Below are 21,285 nucleotides of genomic sequence, written 5' to 3' on the forward strand. Positions count from 1 at the left end.
GGCGATTACACGATGTCGGTCGCAGCAGGGACCACGGACAGTTTCGGGGCTCGTTCAATCAGCACTCTAATCCTGCCCACGGACGTGCACCACGCGGCAGGCAGCCAAGCAGACTCTGAAGCCCATACCCGTACAACACCCGCAGCACACTACGATCAATATTCGCCCGCTAGGGCAAGTAAACGCGCTTTTTGGTTACTTTTTGTCGCTCGGACAAAAAGTGACTCGCCGGCTACGCCGGCGAAACAGCAGCGCCTGCCAAGAACGACAACCCCATCAATACCCATTCCCCGCAATCCCCAACTGGTACCTCCAGCCCAGGAAAGAACCAACGCTGAGCCTCAATTGCCTACGTTAGCCCGCCTCAAAGGACCACGCTCGAAAGCAGCATCTTCACCAGCACCGCCTGCCGCGTCGCCCCGGTCTTGGCGAAGATCCCGCGCAGGTGGGCCCGCACCGTGTTCTTCTTGACCCCAAGCCGAACGGCCGCTTCATCCAGGGTCAGCCCATCGACCATCAGCAAGGCCAGTTCGATTTCTGTCGGCGTCAGGTGGAAGAGCTTGCGCAGGCTGGCGTGCGGGTTGCGCGGCGTGCCTGCCGGATCGCGGATGAACACTACCACCGCGGGGCGGCGCGCCCTGTCTTCGGTGCGGTACCTGAGCGGGATCGGGCGCACCAGTACGCTGAGCGGCGTGGGTGCCGCGGGACGGCTCAGCGTGGTGACTTCACTGCGCGGCGCGGCCAGCGCATGGGCCTGGGCGGCGTCTTCGAGGATCTTGCGGAACCTGCGGCTTTCCACCGGGCAGTGCGCGTGCAGCGCGTCGTCTGACAGATAGAGGCCGTCGCGCTCCCGCAGGAGGCGGCCGGCGACGTCGTTGCTGCGGATCGCCTTGCCATGCTCGTCGAGGATGATGGTGCCGACCAGCATTCGGTCCACGGCTTCCGCGTACAGGGCGCGCTCGGATTGCAGCGTGTCGAGCGCGGCATGCAGGTCGACCGCTCGCTTCAGGTGTGGCAGCAGGCCGAGCAGCAGTGCCTTCTCGGCTTCGCCGAAGTCCTGTCCGGCATGGCCGCGGCTCACGAACCACGCACATTCCACGCCATCCGGCGTCACCAGGTTGGCTGCCAGGATATAGCGCAGGCCGAGCGGTTCCAGGTACTTGGTATAGAAGGGGTGCGCCAGCCAGCCGGCTTCGCCGAACAGTTCGTCGGCGCTGAAGAGACGGTCCGGATGCAGGTCCAGGAAGGGGCACAGCGCGTAATACCGCTCGCTGTAAGCGGGCTCGCCCGGCAGGTGCGGGCCGAAGCCGGAGGCGTTGACGATCAGGCCGGGCCGGTTGCTGGCGGGGTGGCGCAGCACCAGCGTGACGAAGACGGCGCCCAGGCGCTGGCGCATGCTTTCCAGGAAGCCCGCCCAGGGCATGTCCTCGGTCGGGCCCTGGTAGAGCTGGGCGAGCAGGGCGCTGAGTTCGGTGGCCGGCAGGGAGTCTGGAAGCATGATGACGGTGGCTCGATGCAGGGCAACAGGAAAAGCGGGCATCCCGCCGTTCCCATCGTACCGACCGAGGCCACCGCCTCATCGTCCGTTCGGCCTAGGGTTTCTCCCGCAGCCACGATGGATGCTATCGGGAATAGTTGCTGGAAACTATGATGCTTGCGAAGACGACGTAGCCTGCTGACTCTCTTTGTCCGGCCGTCCTGAAAGGAACCATTGTGACGGCCCGTGTCTGGTCAGGCGGATGTATCCTCAAAGGAGGATGTTATCCGGAGAGCCGGATGGATCTTGCAACTTGCGATCGATACATAGCGGACGGCCGCGCGCGCGTACGCCGTCAAATTGCGCTCGTGAGAGAGCTGGGTGCGGATGGCCATGACACAACCTTTGCGCGCCAGCTTCTGACCGCTCTTCGAGAGACAGTCGCTGCCCAACGGCGGCATCGCGCTTTGGTCGTAGAGTTAAATGGCCATATAAAGCCACAAGGCAAGGCTGACGGCACGATCGTCGTCGGGCGAGAAGCCTAGGCGGATTGGCGCCTTCGCGGCAGTTGTTAATACACATTCACAGCCGGCTTTGCCGCACAGGCAGCAACGCAAGACTTCCGCAGCTCCCGGAAAGTACTTGAACGTGTACTTCAGTCGCCTGCGTTCTTGACGTCTTGAAATCTCCCCACAGGGCCCTAGATAAGCATTGCGAAGCCGCCGCAGCCGTGCGAGCGGCATGAACCACCGGGTGTGCCAGCGGGTGGCAGGCAACCATGTGGCAATGGCCGGCGCCATCCGTGCTAACTGGAAGGAGGACCTAACCATGAGTGAATATTATTTCGGCACTGACTTGTTCAGTGAGTTCGACCGGATGCAACGGCAGATGGCGAGCCTGTTCGGCGGGTTCCCATCGAGCTTGCGATCCGGGCGTTTCGGGGCATTTCCCCCGGTCAATATCGGCACGACCGACGACACCATCGAGGTGGTCGTATTCGCCCCAGGCATGCGCGCCGACCAGATTGACGTGTCGATCGACAAGGGGCTGCTCACGATCAGCGGCGAGCGCACCGCGGCGCGGCCGGAGGGCGATGCCGAAGCGCGCGCCTACGCGCAGGAGCGCTTCTCAGGCAGTTTCCGCCGTGTGATCGAGTTGCCGCAGTCGGCCGATCCCGACAAGGTGCAGGCGCGCTACGCCAACGGCTGCCTGTCGATCAGCGTCGGCAAGCGCGAGACCTCGCGTCCGCGGGCCATTACTGTCAGCTAAATGATCGATGTCAAGGAGCGAGCCATGAATGATTCCACCCAAGTCACGCAGAACACGCAACAGGGACAGGGCGCGGTTGCGCAGCGCCGCGACACCGCACAGGCAACGACGCTGGTCCCGGCGGTCGACATCTACGAAACCGCCAGCGGCGTCGTGCTGTGGGCAGACTTGCCAGGTGTGCCGCGGGAAAAGCTGGAAGTGCACGTACATGACAGTCAGCTGCGCATCGAGGGCGAAGCTGTAGTGCCTACCCCGGCAGGTCTGCGCGTGCAACATGCCGAGGTGCGCCAGCCGCGCTATGCACGTACCTTTACGCTCAGTGCTGACCTGGATGCTGCTGGCATCGAGGCAAACCTGCAGGACGGTGTGCTGAAGGTGACCGTCCCGCGCCGCGAAGAGGCCAAGCCTCGGCGAATCGAAGTGTCAGCTGGCTGACGGGCCCAATGCGGAGCAGCGGTGCGGCTTGGCACCGCTGTTTCCGTTCTTTGAATCGCTTAAGGTCTGTCCCGCAGCCATGCTACGATCCGCTGCGCCGCCTGCTCCGCGGTATCGGCCGTAGTATCGATGCGCAGTTCCGGCCGCTCAGGCGGCTCGTAAGGCGAATCGATGCCGGTGAAGTTCTTCAGCTCGCCGCGGCGCGCCTTGCGGTACAGGCCCTTGGGATCGCGTTGCTCGGCCACCGCCAGCGGCGTATCGATGAAGACTTCGACGAACTCGCCGTCGCCGGCCAGCGTGCGTGCCATCTCGCGTTCGGAACGGAACGGCGAGATAAACGACACCAGCACGATCAGTCCCGCATCGAGCATCAGCCTTGCCACTTCCGCCACGCGCCGGATGTTCTCGACGCGGTCCGCCTCGGAGAAGCCCAGGTCCTTGTTCAGGCCGTGGCGCACATTGTCGCCGTCGAGCAGATAGGTGTGGTGGCCGAGTGCGTGCAGGCGCTTCTCCACCAGGTTGGCGATGGTTGACTTGCCCGCGCCGGACAGCCCGGTGAACCAGACGATGCGCGGCGACTGGCGCTTGAGCGCGGCGTGGGCGCGGCGGTCCACGTCGATCGCCTGCCAGTGCACGTTCTGCGCCCGGCGCAGCGCAAAATGGAGCATGCCGGCACCGACCGTGTTGTTGGTGAGGCGGTCGATGAGGATGAAGCCCCCCAGCTCGCGGCTGCGCGCGTAGGGATCGAACGCCACCGGCTGGTCCAGGTGCAGGTTGCACACGCCGATCTCGTTCAGCTCCAGCGTGCGCGCGGCCAGGTGTTCGAGCGTGTTGACGTTGACCTTGTACTTGGGCTGCGCCACGGTCACGCCCACGGTGCGCGTGCCGAGCTTGAGCAGGTAGGGGCGCCCGGGCAGCATGGCGTCCTCGTTCATCCACACCAGCGTGGCCTCGAACTGGTCGGCCACCGCGGGCGGGTTTTCCGCGCACGCCAGCACGTCGCCGCGGCTGACGTCGATCTCGTCGGCCAGCGTCAGCGTCACGGCCTGGCCGCGCATGGCGTACTCGCATTCCCCGTCGGCGCGGACGATCGCGGTGACGCGGCTTTCGCGGCCGGAAGGCAGCGCGCGCACGCGATCGCCACGGCGGATCTCGCCCGCGCTGACCGTGCCGGCAAAGCCGCGGAAGTCCAGGTTGGGGCGGTTGACCCATTGCACCGGCAGCCGGAACGACTCGTCCTGCGCGGGCACATGGTCGATCGGCACGCTTTCCAGATGGTCCATCAGCGTCGGGCCCTGGTACCACGGCGTATTCGCGCTGGGAGCGGTGATGTTGTCGCCGCGCAGCGCCGACATCGGGATGCAGACGATATCGGTCAGGCCGATCTGCTGCGCGAACTCGCGATACTCCTTTTCGATACGCGTGTGGACGTCGCGCGAGTAGTCCACCATGTCGAGCTTGTTCACCGCCAGCACCACGCGCCGGATGCCCAGCGTCGACACCAGATAGCTGTGGCGGCGTGTCTGCGTCTGCACGCCGCGGCGCGCATCCACCAGCAGGATGGCCAGGTCGGCGGTTGAGGCGCCAGTGACCATATTGCGCGTGTATTGCTCATGCCCGGGCGTATCGGCGACGATGAACTTGCGCTTGTCGGTGGCAAAGAAGCGGTAGGCCACGTCGATGGTAATGCCCTGTTCGCGCTCGGCGGCCAGGCCATCCACCAGTAGCGCGAAGTCCAGGTTCTCGCCCTGCGTGCCCATCTTCTTCGAGTCGGCTTCGAGCTGGGCCAGCTGGTCCTCGAACAGCATCTTCGATTCATACAGCAGCCGGCCGATCAGCGTGCTCTTGCCGTCGTCGACGCTGCCGCAGGTGATGAAGCGCAGCAGGCTCTTGCTTTGCTGGGCGCGCAGGTAGTGGGCAATATCGCCCTGTGCGCCGTCCGGTTGCGCCATCGCGGGCGCATTGTCGATCAGGGTTTCCATCAGAAATATCCCTCCTGCTTCTTCTTTTCCATCGAACCGGCCGAGTCGCTGTCGATCAGCCGTCCCTGGCGCTCCGACGTGGTCGCCAGCAGCATTTCCTGGATGATGCCGCCGAGCGTGTCGGCCTCGCTTTCGATCGCGCCCGTGAGCGGGTAGCAGCCCAGCGTGCGGAAACGGACCTTGCGCATCTGCGGCGTTTCTCCCGCAAGCAGCGGCAGGCGCTCGTCGTCGACCATGATCAGCGTGCCGTCGCGCTCGACCACGGGCCGCTCCTTGGCGTAGTAGAGCGGCACGATCGGGATGTCGTTGAGATAGATGTATTGCCAGATGTCCAGCTCGGTCCAGTTCGACAGCGGGAACACGCGCAGGCTTTCGCCCTTGCGCTTGCGGGTGTTGTACTGGTGCCAGAGTTCGGGGCGCTGCATCTTAGGGTCCCAGCGGTGCTGCGCGGTGCGTACCGAGAACACCCGCTCCTTGGCGCGCGACTTCTCCTCGTCGCGGCGTGCGCCGCCGAAGGCGGCATCGAAGCCATAGTGGTCCAGCGCCTGCTTCAGGCCCTGCGTCTTCCACACGTCGGTATGGACGGCCGAGCCGTGCTCGTGGGGGCTGATGTTGCGCTCCAGCCCTTCGGGGTTGATATGCACGCGCAGGTCCAGGCCCAGGCGCTCGACCGTCTGGTCGCGGAACGCGATCATCTCGCGGAACTTCCACGTGGTATCGACGTGCAGCAGCGGAAACGGCGGCCGCGCGGGATGGAAGGCCTTCATCGCAAGGTGCAGCATCACGGCGCTGTCCTTGCCGATGGAATAGAGCATGACGGGGTTTTCGCATTCCGCCACCACCTCCCGCATGATGTGGATGCTCTCCGCCTCCAGTTGCTCCAGGTGGGTCAACATCGGGATCTCCTCTTGGTTGCGCCGGCCCCGTGCAGGGATCTTGCGGTGGCCTGGCATGGGCAAAAGGTAGCGAGCCGGGGCCCTGCGCCACTTCGTCCGGGCGGACTAAGAAATGGCGGGACGGGGCGCGCATTTCCTAGTCCGCCCGGACGAGGCTGAGCCTGCCCTGCGCTGGGTATCGTTGCTTCGCCGACGAACCACGGGAGCAGGCAGATGGCGACCTCCGCCGAAGACCAGTTGCTGAGCGGCCAGACCTGGGCCGAGTTTTGCGAAGTGCTCAGGCGCAGCGGACAGCAGATCCTGCGCCCGGAGGCGCCATCCGACGCGCTCACGCGCGCCGAGGGCTTCCGCTACCTGAGCCGCTTGCTGCGCATTGCGCTGGAGATGCATGTGGAATTCGCCGATCCGGCGTTTCCCGGCTTTTTCTCGCCGTCGCACGAGACCGCCAAGATCGGCGCGGACAATCCGGACAATCTCTATCGCTACGCGCGGCTGGACGGCAATGCGGAGTACCGCGTCCGCGGCCGCCGCGGCACGGTGGCCTACCTGAGCTTCGGCACGCAGAAAGGCGGCTACGAAACCGACGGGCGCATGATCCAGACCGGCTTTATCGACAGCAACAAGCTGGCGGTGGACGCGGACGGCAGCTTCGAGCTCATCCTCAGCGCGCGCCCGCACGACGGCAACTGGGTGCGGATGGAGCCGGCCACCAATGCGCTGGTGGTGCGGCAGACCTTCCTGGACCGCAAGGCGGAGACGCCGGCCGAGCTGCATATCGAGCGTCTCGACGGCAGCGGCAAGCCGCCCGCAATCAGTGCGGAGCGCCTGCACGCCGGCCTGCTGCGCGCCGCGGGCTTTGTCGAGGGCACCGCGCGCGTGTTCGCCGACTGGGCGCAGGGCTACGGCGGCCATGTCAATGCCCTGCCGCCGGCGGACCAGGCGGTGTGCCAGGCGGCCGGCGGCGATCCCAACATCTTCTATTACCACTCCAGCTGGCAGCTGGCGGACGACGAGGCGCTGGTGATCGAGGTCGAGCAGGTGCCGGCGTGCGAGTTCTGGAACTTCCAGGTCAATAACTACTGGATGGAATCGCTCGACTACCGCTACCACGATATCTGCATCAACAAGCACAGCGCCCGCCTCGATGCCAACGGCGGCGTCACCGTCATCCTCGGCGCGCGCGACCCGGGCCTGCCCAACTGGCTGGAGACCGCCGGCCATGGCAACGGCACCATGTGCTGGCGCTGGGTCGGGGCGGCGCAGCCGGTGCATCCGCGCACGCGTGTGGTCAAGCTTGTATCGCTCAGGGAGAACCTCAGGGAGAACAAGGCATGAATGCAATCAATGTGGAGCGCCTGCTCGCGCAGGCCAGCCAGCAGGCCGGTGGACTGACCGACTTCGGCCCGGGCAACTACCGCGAGGCACTGGAGGTGCTGTCCGGCTCGCTGGCGCGCGAGGCCAGGCTGTCGCCGCAGGGCGTGCAACTGCTGGAAGGCAAGCTGCAGGCGCAACTGGTGAACCGGCTGGTGATTCAGGACTACTGCAAGCGCCATCCGGAGATCCTGCAGGAGCGCGTGGAAGACCCGCTGGTCATCGTCGGCCTGCCGCGCACCGGCACCACGCTGCTGCAGCGCATGCTGGCCACGGACGCGCGCTTCTGTTCCGCGGCGTGGTGGGAAACCCGCTACCCGGCGCCGCTGCCCGGCGAGGACGTGGGCGACCCCGGCCAGCGCATTGCGCTGGCGCGCGAGGAAGTCGCGCAGATGATCCGCTTCATCCCGGACATCCTCGCCATCCACCCGCTGGACGCCATGGCGGCCGACGAGGAATTCATGCTGATGGAGCATTCCTTCCTGTGCGCGATGGATTCCTACGCCAACGTGCCGGCCTACACCGCGTGGCTGGCGCGCCAGGACCGCACCGAAGTCTATGCCTACCTGAAGACCATGCTGCAGTTCCTGCAATGGCAGAAGCGGCAGCGTGGCGAGGCACCGGCGCAGCGGTGGGTGCTGAAGACGCCGCAGCACCTGCATACGCTTGAGATCCTGTTCAAGGTGTTCCCGGGCGCGCAGGTCGTCCTGACCCACCGCGATCCTACGCAGACGATACCGTCGATGGCCAGCATGGCGCATACGCTGTGGAAGATGTACGCCGATGCTCCCGATGCCGTCACCGTTGGGCGGCAGTGGAGCGAGCAGATGCGGCGCGGCACCGAGCACGCCATGGCCGTGCGCGACGGGCTGCCGGCCGACCGTTTTCTTGACGTGCGCTTCGAGGACACGGTGAGCGATCCTTTCGGCGTGGCCCGCGCGGTCTACCGCTTTGGAGGCATGCCGCTGACCGAAGCCGCGCGCGCGGGAATGTGGGCATGGATGGAAGGCAATCCGCGCAACCAGCGGGCGGCGCATGCCTATACGCCGGAACAGTTCGGCCTGAGCCAGGTGCAGCTTGAGCGCGACTTCGCTGGCTACCGGGGAAGGCATATTTTGAATCGCAATTGAGGGGATTGGGGTTTTGGTGGATTGGGGGTTGCCAGTCACCACCACGAAACCCCGCCGGCCAAGCCGGCGAAACAGCAGCGCTAGCCAAGAACGACAACCCCATCATCACCACAATCCCGCGAAGAACCCAAAAGATCCAAAACTCTGAAGGAGACAACACCATGCTACTAAAAGACAAAACCGTCATCGTGTCCGGCATCGGCCCGGGACTGGGCATCAAGCTCGCCGTGGAAGCCGCACGCGAAGGCGCCCGCGCCGTGGCCATCGCCGCGCGCACCGCGGCGAAACTGGACGAAGCCCAGACCCGTATCGACGCCCTGGGTGCCGACTGCGAAGTGCTCAAGGTCGTGACCGATATCACCGACCGCACCCAGTCCCGCCACCTGGCCACCGAGACCATGCGCCGCTTCGGCCGGATCGACGCGCTGGTCAACAGCGCCTTCCAGCACGGCAATTTCCCCGAGCCGGTGGAGGCCGCAGACCTGGATGTCTGGCGCCAGGTGTTCGACACCAACGTGTTCGGCACCATGACGCTGACGCAGGAGGTGGCGGCGCTGATGAAACCGCAGGGCGGCGGCGCCATCGTGATGATCAACACCCAGGCCACGCGCAAGCCGATGCCCGGCGAATCGGGCTACGCGGCGTCCAAGGGCGCGCTGGCGGTGGCGGTCAAGTACCTGGCGCGCGAACTCGGTCCGCACGGCATCCGCGCCAACAGCGTGTTCATGGGCTGGATGTGGGGCGCGCCGGTGCAGGGCTACGTGCGCCATGCCGCAGCCGAGCAAGGCGTCAGCGAGGACGCTATCATCGCACCCGTGGCTTCGCAGATCGCACTGGGCCGCATGCCGACGGACGATGACTGCGCGCGCGCGGCGCTGTTCCTGGTGTCGGACTATGCCCGGGCGATCACCGGCGCCTCCCTGGATGCCAACGGCGGCGATTTCATGCCCTGACCCACGACCCCTGAGCCATTGCCATGACCCGCTACATTGCCTTCAACGGCGACGCCGATGGCCTGTGCGCGCAGCAGCAGCAGCGCCTGGCTAACCCTGGCGACGTCACCCTGGTCACCGGCGTCAAGCGCGATATCCGGCTGCTCGACCGCATCGACGCCGTGCCGGGCGATTCGGTGACCGCGCTCGACATCTCGCTCGACCAGAACCGCGACGGCCTGCTGCGCTTGCTCGCGGCCGGTGCCAGCGTGGAGTACTTCGACCACCACCATGCCGGCGAAGTGCCGGCCCATGGCTGCCTGCGCGCCCATATCGACGAGGGACCCGAGGTCTGCACCAGCATCCTGGTCGACCGCCACCTCGGCGGGCGCCACCGGCGCTGGGCAATCACCGCCGCGTTCGGCGACAACCTGGCTGCCGTGGCCCGGGCGCTGGCGGCGCAGTCAGGGCTCGATGCTGGCCAGATCGCCATGCTGGAGCGCCTGGGCACTTGCCTGAACTACAACGCCTATGGCGAGTGCCTGGCGGATCTGCATTTCGATCCCGCCGACCTGGCGCTCCACATGCTGCCCTTCGAGGACCCCCTGGCATTCGCGGCGCAATGCGGCGCCTATGCGGCCCTGTGCGACGGCTACGAGGAAGACATGGCGCACGCGCGGCGGCTGTCGCCCGCGCATGAGGTGCCCGGTGCCGCGCTGCTGGTGCTGCCCGACGCGCCATGGGCGCGGCGCGCGATCGGTGTGTTGGCCAATGAGCTGGTGCGCGGGCGCCCCGGCGATGCGATTGGCCTGCTGTCGCCGAAGTCCGGCGGCGGCTTTGCCGTCAGCGTGCGGGTGCCGGCGCACTGCGCTACCAGCGCGGTGGACTTTTGCCGCGGCTTCGAGACCGGCGGCGGCCGGCGCCTGGCCGGTGGCATCAACCACCTGGCCGACAGCGATGTGGACCGTTTCACCCGCAGCTTTGCCGATTGTTTTGGCGGGCCTGGCCTGATCAGGCCGGCGGGACAAACTCGGTAACCTCCAGCTCGAATCCGGTGACGGCGCGGTACGGCACCGGATGGCTGAGCAGGCGCAGCTTATGCGCGCCCACGTCGCGCAGGATCTGCGCCCCGACGCCCAGTGCCCTTTGCGCGAACGCCGGCGCGGGTGCGGCCGATGGCGGCGCCGCCAGCCGCTCCACCCGCTGCTGCGGCGATTCGCGCTCATCGAGCAGCACCAGTACGCCGCAGCCCTCGGCGCCGATGCGCGCGAGCGACCGTTCCAGGTTCCAGGCGGGCAGCGCCGGCGTGCCGAAGGCCAGCACGTCGCGGTGCATTTCCACGGTCTGCACGCGTGTGAGCACGGGCTGGCGCGGATCGGGCGCACCCAGCACCAGCGCGAGATGGAGCGCGTCGACCGGCGCGTCATGGTACGCATGCACCGTGAAGCGCCCGTAAGGCGTGTCGAGTTCGCGCGTGTGCGTGCGGCGCAGTGAGCCTTCGGTCAGCAGGCGGTGGTGGATCAGCCCGCTGATCGAAACCGCCGGCAGGCCGTGGCGCCGGGCAAAGGCCAGCAGGCCGGGGCCGCGCAGCAGGTCGCCGTCATCGTCGAGCAGCATGGCATACGAACCGGCCGCAACGCGTCCTGCCAGCCTGGGCAGGTCGGAGCAGGCCTCGGCGAAGCCGGCGCGGCGCAGCACGCCGTCCGGCTGTGCCACCACCGGGAAAACGTGGCCCGGCTGCACCAGGTCGTGCGGCTGCGCATGCGCCGCTGCCGCCACGCGCAGCGTCAGGGCCCGGTCCGCGGCGGAAATGCCGGTGCTGACGCCCGTGGCCGCTTCGATCGACACCGTGTAGCGTTCGCGCTGGCGCTGGTTGGCCGCCATCGGCGGCAGTTGCAGCCGCTGGCGGCGCGCTTCGGTGATCGCCATGCACACCAGGCCGCGCGCCTCGGCGGCCATGAAGTTGACGTCGGCCTCGGTGGCGCGCTCGGCCGCGACCAGTACGCAGCCGGTGGCTTCGTCGGTTTCGTCTTCGATCACCACCGCGCGCTGGCCCGCGGCCAGTGCCGCCAGTACGTCTGACATAGCGTCGGCCATCGGCGGCAGTACGTTGGCCGCGCTCATGCTGCCTCCTGGCGGCTAGCACTGCTGTTGTCACTCCAGGCCTGGCGCAGTGCCGCCGCCGTCGCATCCAGCGCATCGCTCGCGGCGTCGATTGCGCCCTGCATGCTCATGAAGCCATGGAACTGGCCGGGCCAGCGCCGCACGGTGGCGCTGCCGCCGGCACGCTGCAAGGCCTCGCCATAGGCTTCGCCCTGGTCGCGCAGCGGGTCGAATTCGGCGGTGATGATGGTGGCAGGCGGCAAGCCGTGCAGGTCGCGCTGGTGCAGCGGGCTGGCGCGCACGTCGGCGGCGTCCGCGCGATGGGCCAGGTATTGGGCGCGGTACCAGTCCAGTTCCGCCGCGCTGAGGAAGTAGCCCTCGCTGCATGCGCGATAGCTGGCGCTGCCGGTGGCGGCGTCGGTGCAGTCCAGGTAGGGGTAGAGCAAGAGCTGGTGCCGCAGCGCGATGCCGCTGCCACGCAGTTGCTGGCATGCCACGGCGGCAAGGTTGCCGCCGGCGCTGTCGCCGGCCACGGCAATCCGGGCCGGGTCGGCGCCCAGTTGCGCCGCATGCGCGGCGGCCCAGCGCACGGCCACGACAGCGTCTTCGGCGGCGGCCGGGAAGCGTGCCTCGGGGGCCAGGCGGTAGTCCACCGACAACACCAGCGCACCGCTGCGGCGCGCGAGGGTGCGGCAGATGTTGTCGTGCGAATCGAGTCCGCACAGGACAAAGCCCCCGCCGTGGAAATAGACCACCAGCGGCAGCCCCGCGCTGTCATCGGGCCGATGGTCGGGCCGATGGTCGGGCCGATGGTCGGGCCGGTAAAGGCGGGCCGGCAGCGGCCCGTCGGCACCCTCGATGGTGAGGTCCTGTTGCGCGGCGATGGCATCGCCCGGCGCGAAGCCCGGCATGGCCGCCAGCGCGGCGCGGTAGTCGGCGGCGCGCAGCGTTGTGAAGTCGGGGCGGGGCATGGCGGCCATGGCCTCCAGCATGGCGCGGGCCTGAGGATCGAGCGGCATCTTGTCTCCTGCTATGTATCGGGGAAGTCTGCTTCAGAGCGAAAATGCCGGCGGTGTGCCGGCGGCAATGCCTTGCGCGCGCGCCATCGCCGCGTGCACGGCCTGCTCGTGCGGCAGGATCCAGAACTGTCCGGCCGCCACGCCATCCAGGATCACGCGCGCGGCCTCGTCAGGGGGCAGGCCGGCGGCGATGCCGCCGCGCAGCGCACCGTTCATCTGGTTCACTTCCTCCGGCCCGGCGCCGTTCAGGTCCGCCGCGATGCTGGTGGCCACCGGGCCGGGGCAGACCACGGACACCTTGACCGGCATACCGGCCGCCTGCAGTTCCAGCGCCAGCCCTTCGCTCAGTGCGACCACGCCCTGCTTGGACAGCGTGTAGGGCGCCAGCCATGGTCCGACGGCCAGGCCGGCCATTGACGCGATATTGACGATATGACCCGAGCCTTGCGCCGCCATGCGCGGCACGAAGCAGCGCAGCGCGTGCAGCACGCTCCACAGGTTGACGCGCAGCACGCGCTCGAACACCTCCGGCGCCAGTTCCCAGCAACGGCCGGTGGCGAGCACGCCGGCGTTGTTGATGAGCAGGTCGACATGGCCCAGGCGCAGGAAGCTCTCGGCGCACAAGTGCTCGATCTGCCGCGCGTCGGACACATCGGTAGGAATGGCGATCACGGTCGCCCCCTGGGCAGCAAGCGCCGCGCGCGTCGCTTCGAGCGCATCGGCGTCGATATCCGCCAGCGCCAGCGCATATCCCTGCGCGGCCAGGGCCTGTGCCAGCGCGCGGCCGATGCCGCCGCCCGCTCCGGTGATTACTGCGGCCTGCAGCCGCGGGTTTGCCGCCATGGTGGTCGTTCTCCGTGGAAAGAGGGCGGCGCGGATCGACGCCCATGGCTGTCTTTTAGCGGCGGCACGCCGGCGTGGCATCGTCTGTTTGGGTAGGGCGCAGGGGCGCCATGCGATGGCTAGGGTTTGCCCTTGGCCAGGTAAGCCTGGGTCTGTCCTTAGTCTGTTTGGAGTATGTCTTCGCGCCGCGGGCGCGTGACGATTTGCCCTGTCCCGCGAGACTAGTCCGGCCCGCACCCGGAGCCGGTTTCGACTAGGGCAAACCATGGAGGCAAGGGGCAAGCCGCGACCCCTTGCCGTCCCTATAATCGGGGCACAAAAAAGGGCCAGAGAGCCCGCAGCAGGCCAGCCGTCCGGCATGCCCGGGGCGCTGCGCACGCCACAATGGAGACAGAGGAAATGCTGATGGAGGTTAGCCACAACCAGGCCGCCGCACACCTGTTCGCGCAAACGACGGTGTCGCTGTCGGAATTCAGCGCGCTGCTGGGCGACATCTACCAGGGCCCGATGGAGCAGGTGCCCTGGGGCAAGGCGCTGGAGCACATCCGCCGCCAGCTCAACGCCAACTACGCCACGCTGATCCTGCGTTCGCCGGCCACCGACCGGCCCGGGCTGATGGTCAATGTGTCCGAGCACGGGGGCTCGACGCTTGCGGGCGAGACCTCCTACAACAACTACTACTACGCGCTCGATCCCTTCATCGGCCTGCCGTCGGACCGCGTGGTGACGATCGACGAACACCTCGGGCCGGGCGTGTGGTGTCAGAGCGAGATCTACCAGCAGTTCCTGAAGGACGTTGGCATCCGCTACATCCTCGGTGCCGACCTGCGCACCGATGACGGCGTGGAATGCCGCTTCCGCCTGTGCCGCAATATCGACAGCCCGAATTTCTCCGCCGCGGACAAGGCCTTGTGCACGGCGCTGCTGCCGCATCTGAAGCGCGCGGTGGATCTGCACTCGCGCATCGACGTGGTGGAATCGGAGCGCACCGTCTATGCCAGCGCCATCGACCGCATGCTGGTCGGCATGGTGATCCTCGACGAATCCGGCACCATCATCAAGACCAACGCCGCCGCCGACGAGATCCTTGGCGCCAGGGACGGCATCCGCATCTCCAAGGGCGGGCTGGACGTGGAATACGGCCAGGAGAACCGCAAGTTCCAGCGGCTGCTGCGCCAGGCGATGATGGGCCACCTGGGCACCACGCCGGCGCTGATGGAAGCGATGTCGATCACGCGCCCGTCGGGCAACGCCCGGCTGGGCGTGCTGATCCGCACGATCCCGCTCAGCGAGTGGTCGGAGGACAATCGCAAGCGTCCGGCGTGCGTGGTGTTTATCCGTGATCCGGAGCGGCGCTCGCAGGCTTCCCACGACGTGGTGCGCCAGCTGTTTGATTTCACGCCGGCGGAAACGCAGCTGGCGCTGCAGCTTGCCAACGGGCTTACGCTTGATGAAGCGGCTGACGAACTTGGTATCAGCAAGAACACGGCACGCGCGCATCTGCGGGCGATTTTCTCCAAGACTGGCGTGACCCGTCAGGCTACGTTGGTGCGGATGCTGTTGAGTAGTGTGATTTCGTTGGGATGAAGGACGGTTCTTGGGGGGGAATGGGTTGTCGTGCTTGGTGGGCGCTGCTGTTTCGCCGGCGTAGCCGGCGAGTCACTTTTTGTCCGAGCGACAAAAAGTAACCAAAAAGCGCGTTTACTTGCCCTAGCGGGCGAATATTGATCGTAGTGTGCTGCGGGTGTTGTACGGGTATGGGCTTCAGAGTGTGCCCGGCTGCCTGCCGCGTGGTGCACGTCCGTGGGCAGGATTAGAGCGCTGATTGAACGAGCCCCGAAACTGTCCGTGGTCCCTGCTCCTGGCAGGTATCGCATCATCGCCTTCGGCTGCGCTACGCGCGGCTCAGTAGCCTGGGCACGCAGGCCGCAGCCAACTCATCCCCCAGCAGTTTGCTCGCGCGCATCGCCATGCGCGAGGGAACAGACCTTCGGTGCCAGCGACGTTGATGCCTGTGGCCGACCGACTAGGACGCGCGCGCAGCGCAGCCGAAGGCGTCCGACCACTGACGCTGTTGGAACGCTGTACCCGAGCCCTACATGGGGATCGTACAAGAGCCGGTTATCGCAGGCACTGGTTCTGAATCACTATGCGTAGCAGGGTCGAACGGGCAACCAAGCCTCGCGAGACCAAAGCCGCTTGAACACAAGAAGCGTATCGTTGATGGCCAGCCGCCAGGCGACGCGCTTCTTGCCTACTTCTTGTCGCTCGGACAAGAAGTAGGTCGCCGGCTACGCCGGCGAAACAGCGGCGCCCGCCAAGCACGACGAGCCAGTCATAGCCACAAAGCCCCCGCCGGCGACGCCGGCGAAACAGTGACGCCGGCCAAGCACGCCACACCAATCAATACTTCCCGCTGAGCACCAACGCAAAACCCTCCAGGGTCTGCAGCACCGCGCGCGTCTCATGCGGACCCTGCGCCGCGGGCAGTGTCACGATGGCACCGGCATCCACCAGCCGCGCAATGGCTGCGTCGATCTCCTGTCCTTCCTCCACCCTGAACGCCAGCGCCGGCTGCTCCACCAGTCTCTCTTCGCCGGCCACGAGCGCCAGCGTCAACGCCCCCGCATCGAGCGCGCAATAGCGGTCGCCGTCGCGAAACTTCACGGGCAGCCCGAGCCCTTCGGTGAAAAACGGCAGCGCGGTGTCGATATCCGCGACGGGGTAAAGCAATAGTCTGGCTTGCATGATGTCCTTGGTCCCTTCGATGAACGGGCGTGATGTTGAACTGAGGCCCGCAGCCAATGATAGGGATGCGCCATCGAGTGCTCATAATCCAATCAGACGATGTTGCAACGCCTTGCGCCGACCACACTGCAAGCACACAGGCCGCTTCCGGCCCGAGGCGCGGCATCCGGCGGCGTCCCGGCGGCGGTCCTGAACCATCAATGCCAGGGAAGGGGACTGCAATGCGTTTTTCGCTGATCTATGAAGCACAGACCGTCGATGCCTCGCGCGCCGGCGACCACAAGGTGTTCGATGAAATCATGGAACAGGTGGTGCTGGCCGAGGACATGGGCTTTGACGTGGTCTGGGCGGTCGAGCACACCGCGCTGACCAACTACGCACACATGAGCGCGCCCGAAACGTTCCTGGCCTTCGTCGCCGGCCGCACGCAGCGCATCGGCATCGGCCACGGCGTGGTATGCCTGCCGCCCGCGATGAACCATCCGGTCAAGGTGGCCGAGCGCATCGCCACGCTCGACATCCTCTCCGGCGGCCGCGTGCACTTCGGCGTGGGCAAGGGCGGCACCCAGCAGGAGGCCGGCACCTTCGGCTACGACCTGAACAGCCTGCACCCGATGATCGACGAGTCGATGTACCTGATCCCGAAGATCATGACGCAGGACGAGATCGAGCACAACGGCGAGTTCATCAAGATCCCGCGCCGTCCGATCCACCCGAAGCCGCGCCAGGACCCGCACCCGCTGATGTACCTGGCCTGCACCAATGCCGACACGCTGCAACGCGCCGGCGCGCGCGGCATGGGCGCGCTGGTGCTCGGCTTCGGCGGCCCCGAGGATGTCGCCAAGAAGAACGAGATTTACCGCAGCGCGTGGGCGAGCCGCAAGGCCGAGGACCAGGTCGGCTTCCGCCCGCACCAGCACCTGGCGGCACTGTGCCCGACCATCGTGCTCGACGATGGCCTGGCCGCGCGCAAGATCGGCATCACGGGGCAGCGCTATTTCATGGAATCGCTGTCGTACTGGTACGCCGGCGGCGAGCGCCCCGACCCGTCGAAGTGGGACGACGAGCATGTCACCGCCACTGACGCGCAGGGCAAGGCCGTCATCAACACCAGGTTCGCATCCGAGAAGGTCTCGGTGGACTTCAGCGACCCGTCGATGATGATGCTGAACCCGAACCACGCCTACGGCACCGTGGATGACTGCATAGGCTACGTGCAGCGCCTGATCGACGCCGGTGCCGACGAGATCCTGTTCATCTGCCAGATGGGCACGGTGCCGCAATGGGCGCAGCTCGAAACCATCCGCAATATCGGCGAGCACGTGATTCCGCACTTCCGCAAGCAGGGCCGCAAGCTGAGCGCGGTGGCCTGAGCGCGCAAGCGTTTGCTTCCCGTGGGGGCGAGACCCTCTCCCGCTTGCGGGAGAGGGCCAGCGCCGCCACGAAGTGCCACACGCCAGATCGCAAAGACAGCTAGTCCCATCAGACGATGGCACCCGGCCCACCCGGTGCAAACATCAACGCCAGCACAAGACAAGACCACAAGGAGACCCGCGGTGCCTCACCACAACAACCCCAAGGACCTGGCCGCTAGCCTGATCGCGCGTGCCGAGCAGATGATTCCCGCGCTGGCCGGACGCGCCGGACAGGCAGAAGCCGAAGGGCGCATCCCCGCCGAAACCATCGCCGAGATGCAGGCCGCGGGTTTCTTCAAGGTGCTGCAGCCGCGCCGCTACGGCGGCTACGAGCTGGACCCGCAGACCTTCTTCCGCATCCAGATGGCCCTGGCCAGGGGCTGCATGTCCACGGCCTGGGTCTACGGCGTGGTCGGCGTGCACAACTGGCAGCTCGCGCTGTTCGACGAACGCGCGCAGAAGGAGGTGTGGGGCAACGATCCCGCCACGCTGATCGCCTCGACCTATATGCCGGTCGGCAAGGTCACGCCGGTCGAAGGCGGCTACCGCTTCTCCGGCCACTGGAAGTTCTCCAGCGGCAGCGAGCTGTGCGACTGGATCTTCCTGGGCGGCCTGGTGCCGCCGGCCGAACCGGGCGGTGCCCATGACTACCGCACCTTCCTGCTGCCGCGCTCCGACTACAAGATCGTGCGCAACTGGGACGTACTGGGCCTGCGCGCCACCGGCAGCCACGACATCGTGGTCGATGACGTGTTCGTGCCGGACTACCGTACCCACCGCGCCGTCGATGGCGCCATGGGCACCAGCCCGGGCCTGGCGATCAACGACACGCCGCTGTACCGCCTGCCGTTCGCGCAGATCTTCGTGCGCGCCGTGTGCACCGCGTGCATCGGCGCGCTGGAAGGCACGCTCGACGATTTCATCGGCTACGCCGACGGCCGCGTCAGTAGCAACGGCGGCAGCAAGACCGCGGAGGACGGCGGCGCGCAACTGGCCTGCGCCAATGCGCAGGTGGCCGTCGACGAGATGCGCGCCATCCTCGAACGCAACTTCGACGAACTGCTCGCCGTCGCGCGCGAAGGCGGCCAGCTGCCGACGCCGCGCCGCCTGCATTTCCGTTACCAGTCGTCGCAGGTGGCCGAACGCTGCGCGCAGCTTGCGAACGGCCTGCTGCGCTACGCCGGCGGCAACGGCATCTACCGCAGCAACCCGATGGTGCGCCGCTTCCTGGACCTGCACGCCGCACGTGCCCACTACGCCAACAACCTGGACCGCTTCGGCCAGAACCTGGGCGGCGTGATGATGGGTCGCGCCAACACCGACTTCTTCATCTGAAGCCGCCAAGGCAAGGGAGCCCATCATGACCCAGAGCACAGCGCGCATGCAGCCGACGGAGTTTGACGTGGTGGTGGTCGGCTCGGGCGCCGGCGGCATGCTGGCCGCCTGCCGCGCCGCCGACCGCGGGCTGTCGGTGGTGGTGCTGGAAAAGAGCAGCCAGTACGGCGGCACCTCGGCGGTGTCCGGCGGCGGCATCTGGATTCCGATGAACCACCATATCGCGCCGGCCGGCGGGCAGGACGACTATGCCAAGGCGCTCGAGTACGTGCTCGCCTGCACCGGCGAGCATGGCGACCCGCAGCGCATCCGCGCCTACCTCGAGCACGCGCCGCGCATGCTGCAGTACCTCGAGCAACAGGCCGGCGTGCGCTACTACACGCTGCCGCGCTACGCGGACTACTTCCAGAAGGAACCGGGCGCAATGCCCGGCTACCGCGCGCTTGACCCGATGCCGTTCGACGGCGCACGGCTGCGCGAGGAATTCGACCGGCTGCGTCCGCCGTCGCCAGGCACGCTGGTGGGCGGCCGCGTGGCCGTGACTTCGGGCGAGGCGCACGCATTGCTGTGCCGCTCACCCGGCTGGTTCGGCCTGGCGGTGCGCCAGTTCGCCCGCTACTGGCTGGACATTGGCTGGCGCCGCAAGACCCGGCGCGATCGCCGCCTCACGCTCGGCAACAGCCTGGCCGGCGGCCTGCGACGGGCGATGATGGACCGTGCGATTCCGCTGTGGCTCGATACCGCGCTGCAGGACCTGATCGTGGAAGACGGCGCGGTGCGCGGCGTGCGCGCGCTGCAGGGCGGGCGCGCGGTGGAGATCCGCGCATCACGTGGCGTGATCCTCGCCGCCGGCGGCTTCGAGCGCAACCAGGCCATGCGCGAGCAGTACCTGCCGCAGCCGACGCGGTCCGACTGGAGCGCCACGCCGCCGAACAATACCGGCGACGCCATCCGCGCCGGACAGGCTGCCGGCGCCGGCGTGGCATTGATGTCCCATGTCTGGGGCGCGCCCACGGTGCATGTGCAGGGTGAGGAGAAGCAGCGCGCGCTTTTCATCGAGCGCGCCATGCCGGGCTGCCTGGTGGTGAACGGGCTGGGCCGTCGCTTCGTCAACGAGGCCGCGCCGTATTCCGAGTTCGTGCCCGCCATGTATCGCGACCATGAAAAGACCGGCTGCAGCGTGCCGGCGTGGATGGTGTTCGACGCCACCTTCCGGCACAAGTATCCGTGCGGGCCGATCCTGCCGGGCTCGGTCATGCCGGACCGCAGCATTCCGGCCGATCTGTCCGGCATCCTGGTGCGTGCCGGCTCGCTGGCCGAACTGGCAAGCCAGATCGGCGTCGATGCCGACGGGCTTGCCGACAGCGTCGCGCGCATGAACCGCTACGCCGCCACCGGCGTCGACGAAGAGTTCGGCAAGGGCGACAACGTCTTCGACACCTACTACAGCGACCCAACGGTGCGGCCGAACCCGTGCCTGGCCCCGATCGGCAAGGCGCCGTTCTATGCGGTGCGGCTCGACGCCGGCGATATCGGCACCAAGGGCGGGCTGGTGACCGACGCCGGCGCGCGCGTGCTGCGCGAGGACGGCAGCGCAATCACCGGGCTCTTCGCCATCGGCAATACCAGTGCCTCGATGATGGGCACCAGCTATCCCGGCGCGGGCTCTACCCTGGGCCCCGCCATGACCTTCGGCTTTATCGCGGCCGACCTGCTTTCGCAGCGCGCGCCGCAGCCGGCCGCCGTGCCCCACGCTCAAACCGTACAGGAGGCCTCATGAGCGCCAATCCCGAAACCAGCACCGCGCTGCGCGACGACATGCTGAAGGCGATGCGCCGCATGGCGCGCTCGGTGGCGGTCATCAGCTGCCGCCATGGCGAGCGCCGCTATTCGATGTCCGTGACCGCGGTCGATTCGCTGTCAGCGGATCCGCCTTCGCTGCTGATCTGCATCAACCGGAATTCGTCGATCTACCCGCCGCTCGATGCCGGCGCGGATTTCTGCATCAACCTGCTGGCCGCCGACCACCGCGATATCGCGGTGGACTGCAGCGGCCGCCTCAAGGGCGAGGAGCGCTTCACCAGCGGCGAGTGGGAAGACGACCTGCTCGGCGTGCCGTGCCTGCGCGACGCCCAGGCCAACCTGGTGTGCCTGCAGGACGGCCGCTTCGACTACGGCACGCACGCGATCTTCATCGGACGGCTGCGCGAGGTGCGGCTGGCGGGCGAGGTGTCGCCGCTGGTCTATGTCGACGGCGCCTATACCACGTCGGCGCCGCTGGGCGCGCCGTGCCCGGCCTGAGCCACCTGACACAACAGCCTGCCGGTGGG

Annotated in this window: 18 protein-coding genes; 11 read left to right on the plus strand and 7 right to left on the minus strand. The window is 67.2% G+C overall.

From position 1 onward, the window contains the following. Positions 1–364 precede the first annotated feature (364 nt). On the minus strand, positions 365–1,498 hold the full coding sequence (locus AC3FNH_RS27795; RefSeq protein ID WP_488722356.1) for a helix-turn-helix transcriptional regulator: 1,134 nt from the start codon (positions 1,496–1,498) through the stop codon (positions 365–367). A gap of 807 nt (positions 1,499–2,305) precedes the next feature. Between AC3FNH_RS27795 and AC3FNH_RS27800 the strand changes: the two genes are divergently transcribed. Then, a complete protein-coding gene (locus AC3FNH_RS27800; protein WP_276101958.1) occupies positions 2,306–2,746 on the plus strand; it encodes an Hsp20/alpha crystallin family protein in 441 nt (146 codons plus the stop codon). Between the two features lie 24 nt (positions 2,747–2,770). Then, positions 2,771–3,181: an Hsp20/alpha crystallin family protein gene (locus AC3FNH_RS27805; protein WP_488722357.1), complete on the plus strand. Its 411-nt coding sequence runs from the start codon at positions 2,771–2,773 to the stop codon at positions 3,179–3,181. 59 nt (positions 3,182–3,240) lie between these two features. Here the strand turns inward: AC3FNH_RS27805 and cysN are convergent, their stop codons facing one another. Next, entirely contained in the window at positions 3,241–5,163 is a 1,923-nt protein-coding gene (gene cysN / locus AC3FNH_RS27810) for a sulfate adenylyltransferase subunit CysN (protein WP_488722358.1), read from the minus strand. Beyond that, a complete protein-coding gene (cysD, locus tag AC3FNH_RS27815; RefSeq protein WP_488722359.1) occupies positions 5,163–6,116 on the minus strand; it encodes a sulfate adenylyltransferase subunit CysD in 954 nt (317 codons plus the stop codon). The genes cysN and cysD overlap by 1 nt, the downstream gene beginning before the upstream one ends. Before the next feature lie 156 nt (positions 6,117–6,272). Between cysD and AC3FNH_RS27820 the strand changes: the two genes are divergently transcribed. The 4 genes from AC3FNH_RS27820 to AC3FNH_RS27835 all read left to right on the plus strand — a co-directional run bounded on the left by AC3FNH_RS27820 (position 6,273) and on the right by AC3FNH_RS27835 (position 10,529). After that, the gene (locus AC3FNH_RS27820; RefSeq protein ID WP_488722360.1) at positions 6,273–7,394 is read left to right on the plus strand and encodes a DUF1214 domain-containing protein; all 1,122 of its coding nucleotides are present in this window, start codon (positions 6,273–6,275) and stop codon (positions 7,392–7,394) included. Then, a complete protein-coding gene (locus tag AC3FNH_RS27825; protein ID WP_488722361.1) occupies positions 7,391–8,560 on the plus strand; it encodes a sulfotransferase family protein in 1,170 nt (389 codons plus the stop codon). Before AC3FNH_RS27820 ends, AC3FNH_RS27825 begins: the two co-directional genes overlap by 4 nt. Before the next feature lie 161 nt (positions 8,561–8,721). Then, complete coding sequence (locus AC3FNH_RS27830; protein WP_488722362.1) at positions 8,722–9,513, plus strand: SDR family oxidoreductase; 792 nt, start codon at positions 8,722–8,724, stop codon at positions 9,511–9,513. Between the two features lie 23 nt (positions 9,514–9,536). Further along, positions 9,537–10,529: an acetyltransferase gene (locus AC3FNH_RS27835; protein WP_488722363.1), complete on the plus strand. Its 993-nt coding sequence runs from the start codon at positions 9,537–9,539 to the stop codon at positions 10,527–10,529. Here AC3FNH_RS27835 and AC3FNH_RS27840 read toward each other — a convergent pair. Genes AC3FNH_RS27840 through AC3FNH_RS27850 form a run of 3 tightly spaced genes read right to left on the minus strand, consistent with a single transcriptional unit; the run spans position 10,504 to position 13,457 of the window. Further along, a complete protein-coding gene (locus AC3FNH_RS27840) occupies positions 10,504–11,616 on the minus strand; it encodes a 3,4-dihydroxy-2-butanone-4-phosphate synthase (RefSeq protein WP_488722364.1) in 1,113 nt (370 codons plus the stop codon). The genes AC3FNH_RS27835 and AC3FNH_RS27840 overlap by 26 nt on opposite strands. After that, positions 11,613–12,614 (minus strand): alpha/beta hydrolase, encoded by a 1,002-nt coding sequence (locus AC3FNH_RS27845; protein ID WP_488722365.1) that lies wholly within the window; start codon positions 12,612–12,614, stop codon positions 11,613–11,615. Before AC3FNH_RS27845 ends, AC3FNH_RS27840 begins: the two co-directional genes overlap by 4 nt. A gap of 33 nt (positions 12,615–12,647) precedes the next feature. Beyond that, complete coding sequence (locus tag AC3FNH_RS27850) at positions 12,648–13,457, minus strand: SDR family NAD(P)-dependent oxidoreductase (protein WP_488722366.1); 810 nt, start codon at positions 13,455–13,457, stop codon at positions 12,648–12,650. Positions 13,458–13,856: 399 nt separating this feature from the next. Between AC3FNH_RS27850 and AC3FNH_RS27855 the strand changes: the two genes are divergently transcribed. Next, positions 13,857–15,044 (plus strand): helix-turn-helix transcriptional regulator, encoded by a 1,188-nt coding sequence (locus AC3FNH_RS27855; protein WP_488722367.1) that lies wholly within the window; start codon positions 13,857–13,859, stop codon positions 15,042–15,044. An 816-nt stretch (positions 15,045–15,860) separates the two neighbouring features. Here the strand turns inward: AC3FNH_RS27855 and AC3FNH_RS27860 are convergent. Continuing rightward, positions 15,861–16,205: a VOC family protein gene (locus AC3FNH_RS27860; protein WP_488722368.1), complete on the minus strand. Its 345-nt coding sequence runs from the start codon at positions 16,203–16,205 to the stop codon at positions 15,861–15,863. A 221-nt stretch (positions 16,206–16,426) separates the two neighbouring features. Between AC3FNH_RS27860 and AC3FNH_RS27865 the strand changes: the two genes are divergently transcribed. The 4 genes from AC3FNH_RS27865 (at position 16,427) to AC3FNH_RS27880 (ending at position 21,256) form a co-directional block, all read left to right on the plus strand. After that, the gene (locus AC3FNH_RS27865; protein WP_488722369.1) at positions 16,427–17,578 is read left to right on the plus strand and encodes an LLM class flavin-dependent oxidoreductase; all 1,152 of its coding nucleotides are present in this window, start codon (positions 16,427–16,429) and stop codon (positions 17,576–17,578) included. Between the two features lie 183 nt (positions 17,579–17,761). Then, complete coding sequence (locus AC3FNH_RS27870; RefSeq protein WP_276101945.1) at positions 17,762–18,955, plus strand: flavin-dependent monooxygenase; 1,194 nt, start codon at positions 17,762–17,764, stop codon at positions 18,953–18,955. 25 nt (positions 18,956–18,980) lie between these two features. Continuing rightward, a complete protein-coding gene (locus tag AC3FNH_RS27875) occupies positions 18,981–20,735 on the plus strand; it encodes an FAD-dependent oxidoreductase (protein WP_488722370.1) in 1,755 nt (584 codons plus the stop codon). Next, entirely contained in the window at positions 20,732–21,256 is a 525-nt protein-coding gene (locus AC3FNH_RS27880) for a flavin reductase family protein (RefSeq protein WP_276101943.1), read from the plus strand. Before AC3FNH_RS27875 ends, AC3FNH_RS27880 begins: the two co-directional genes overlap by 4 nt. Positions 21,257–21,285 lie beyond the last annotated feature (29 nt).

It is taken from the genome of Cupriavidus sp. 22TCCZM01-5 (assembly GCF_057798915.1).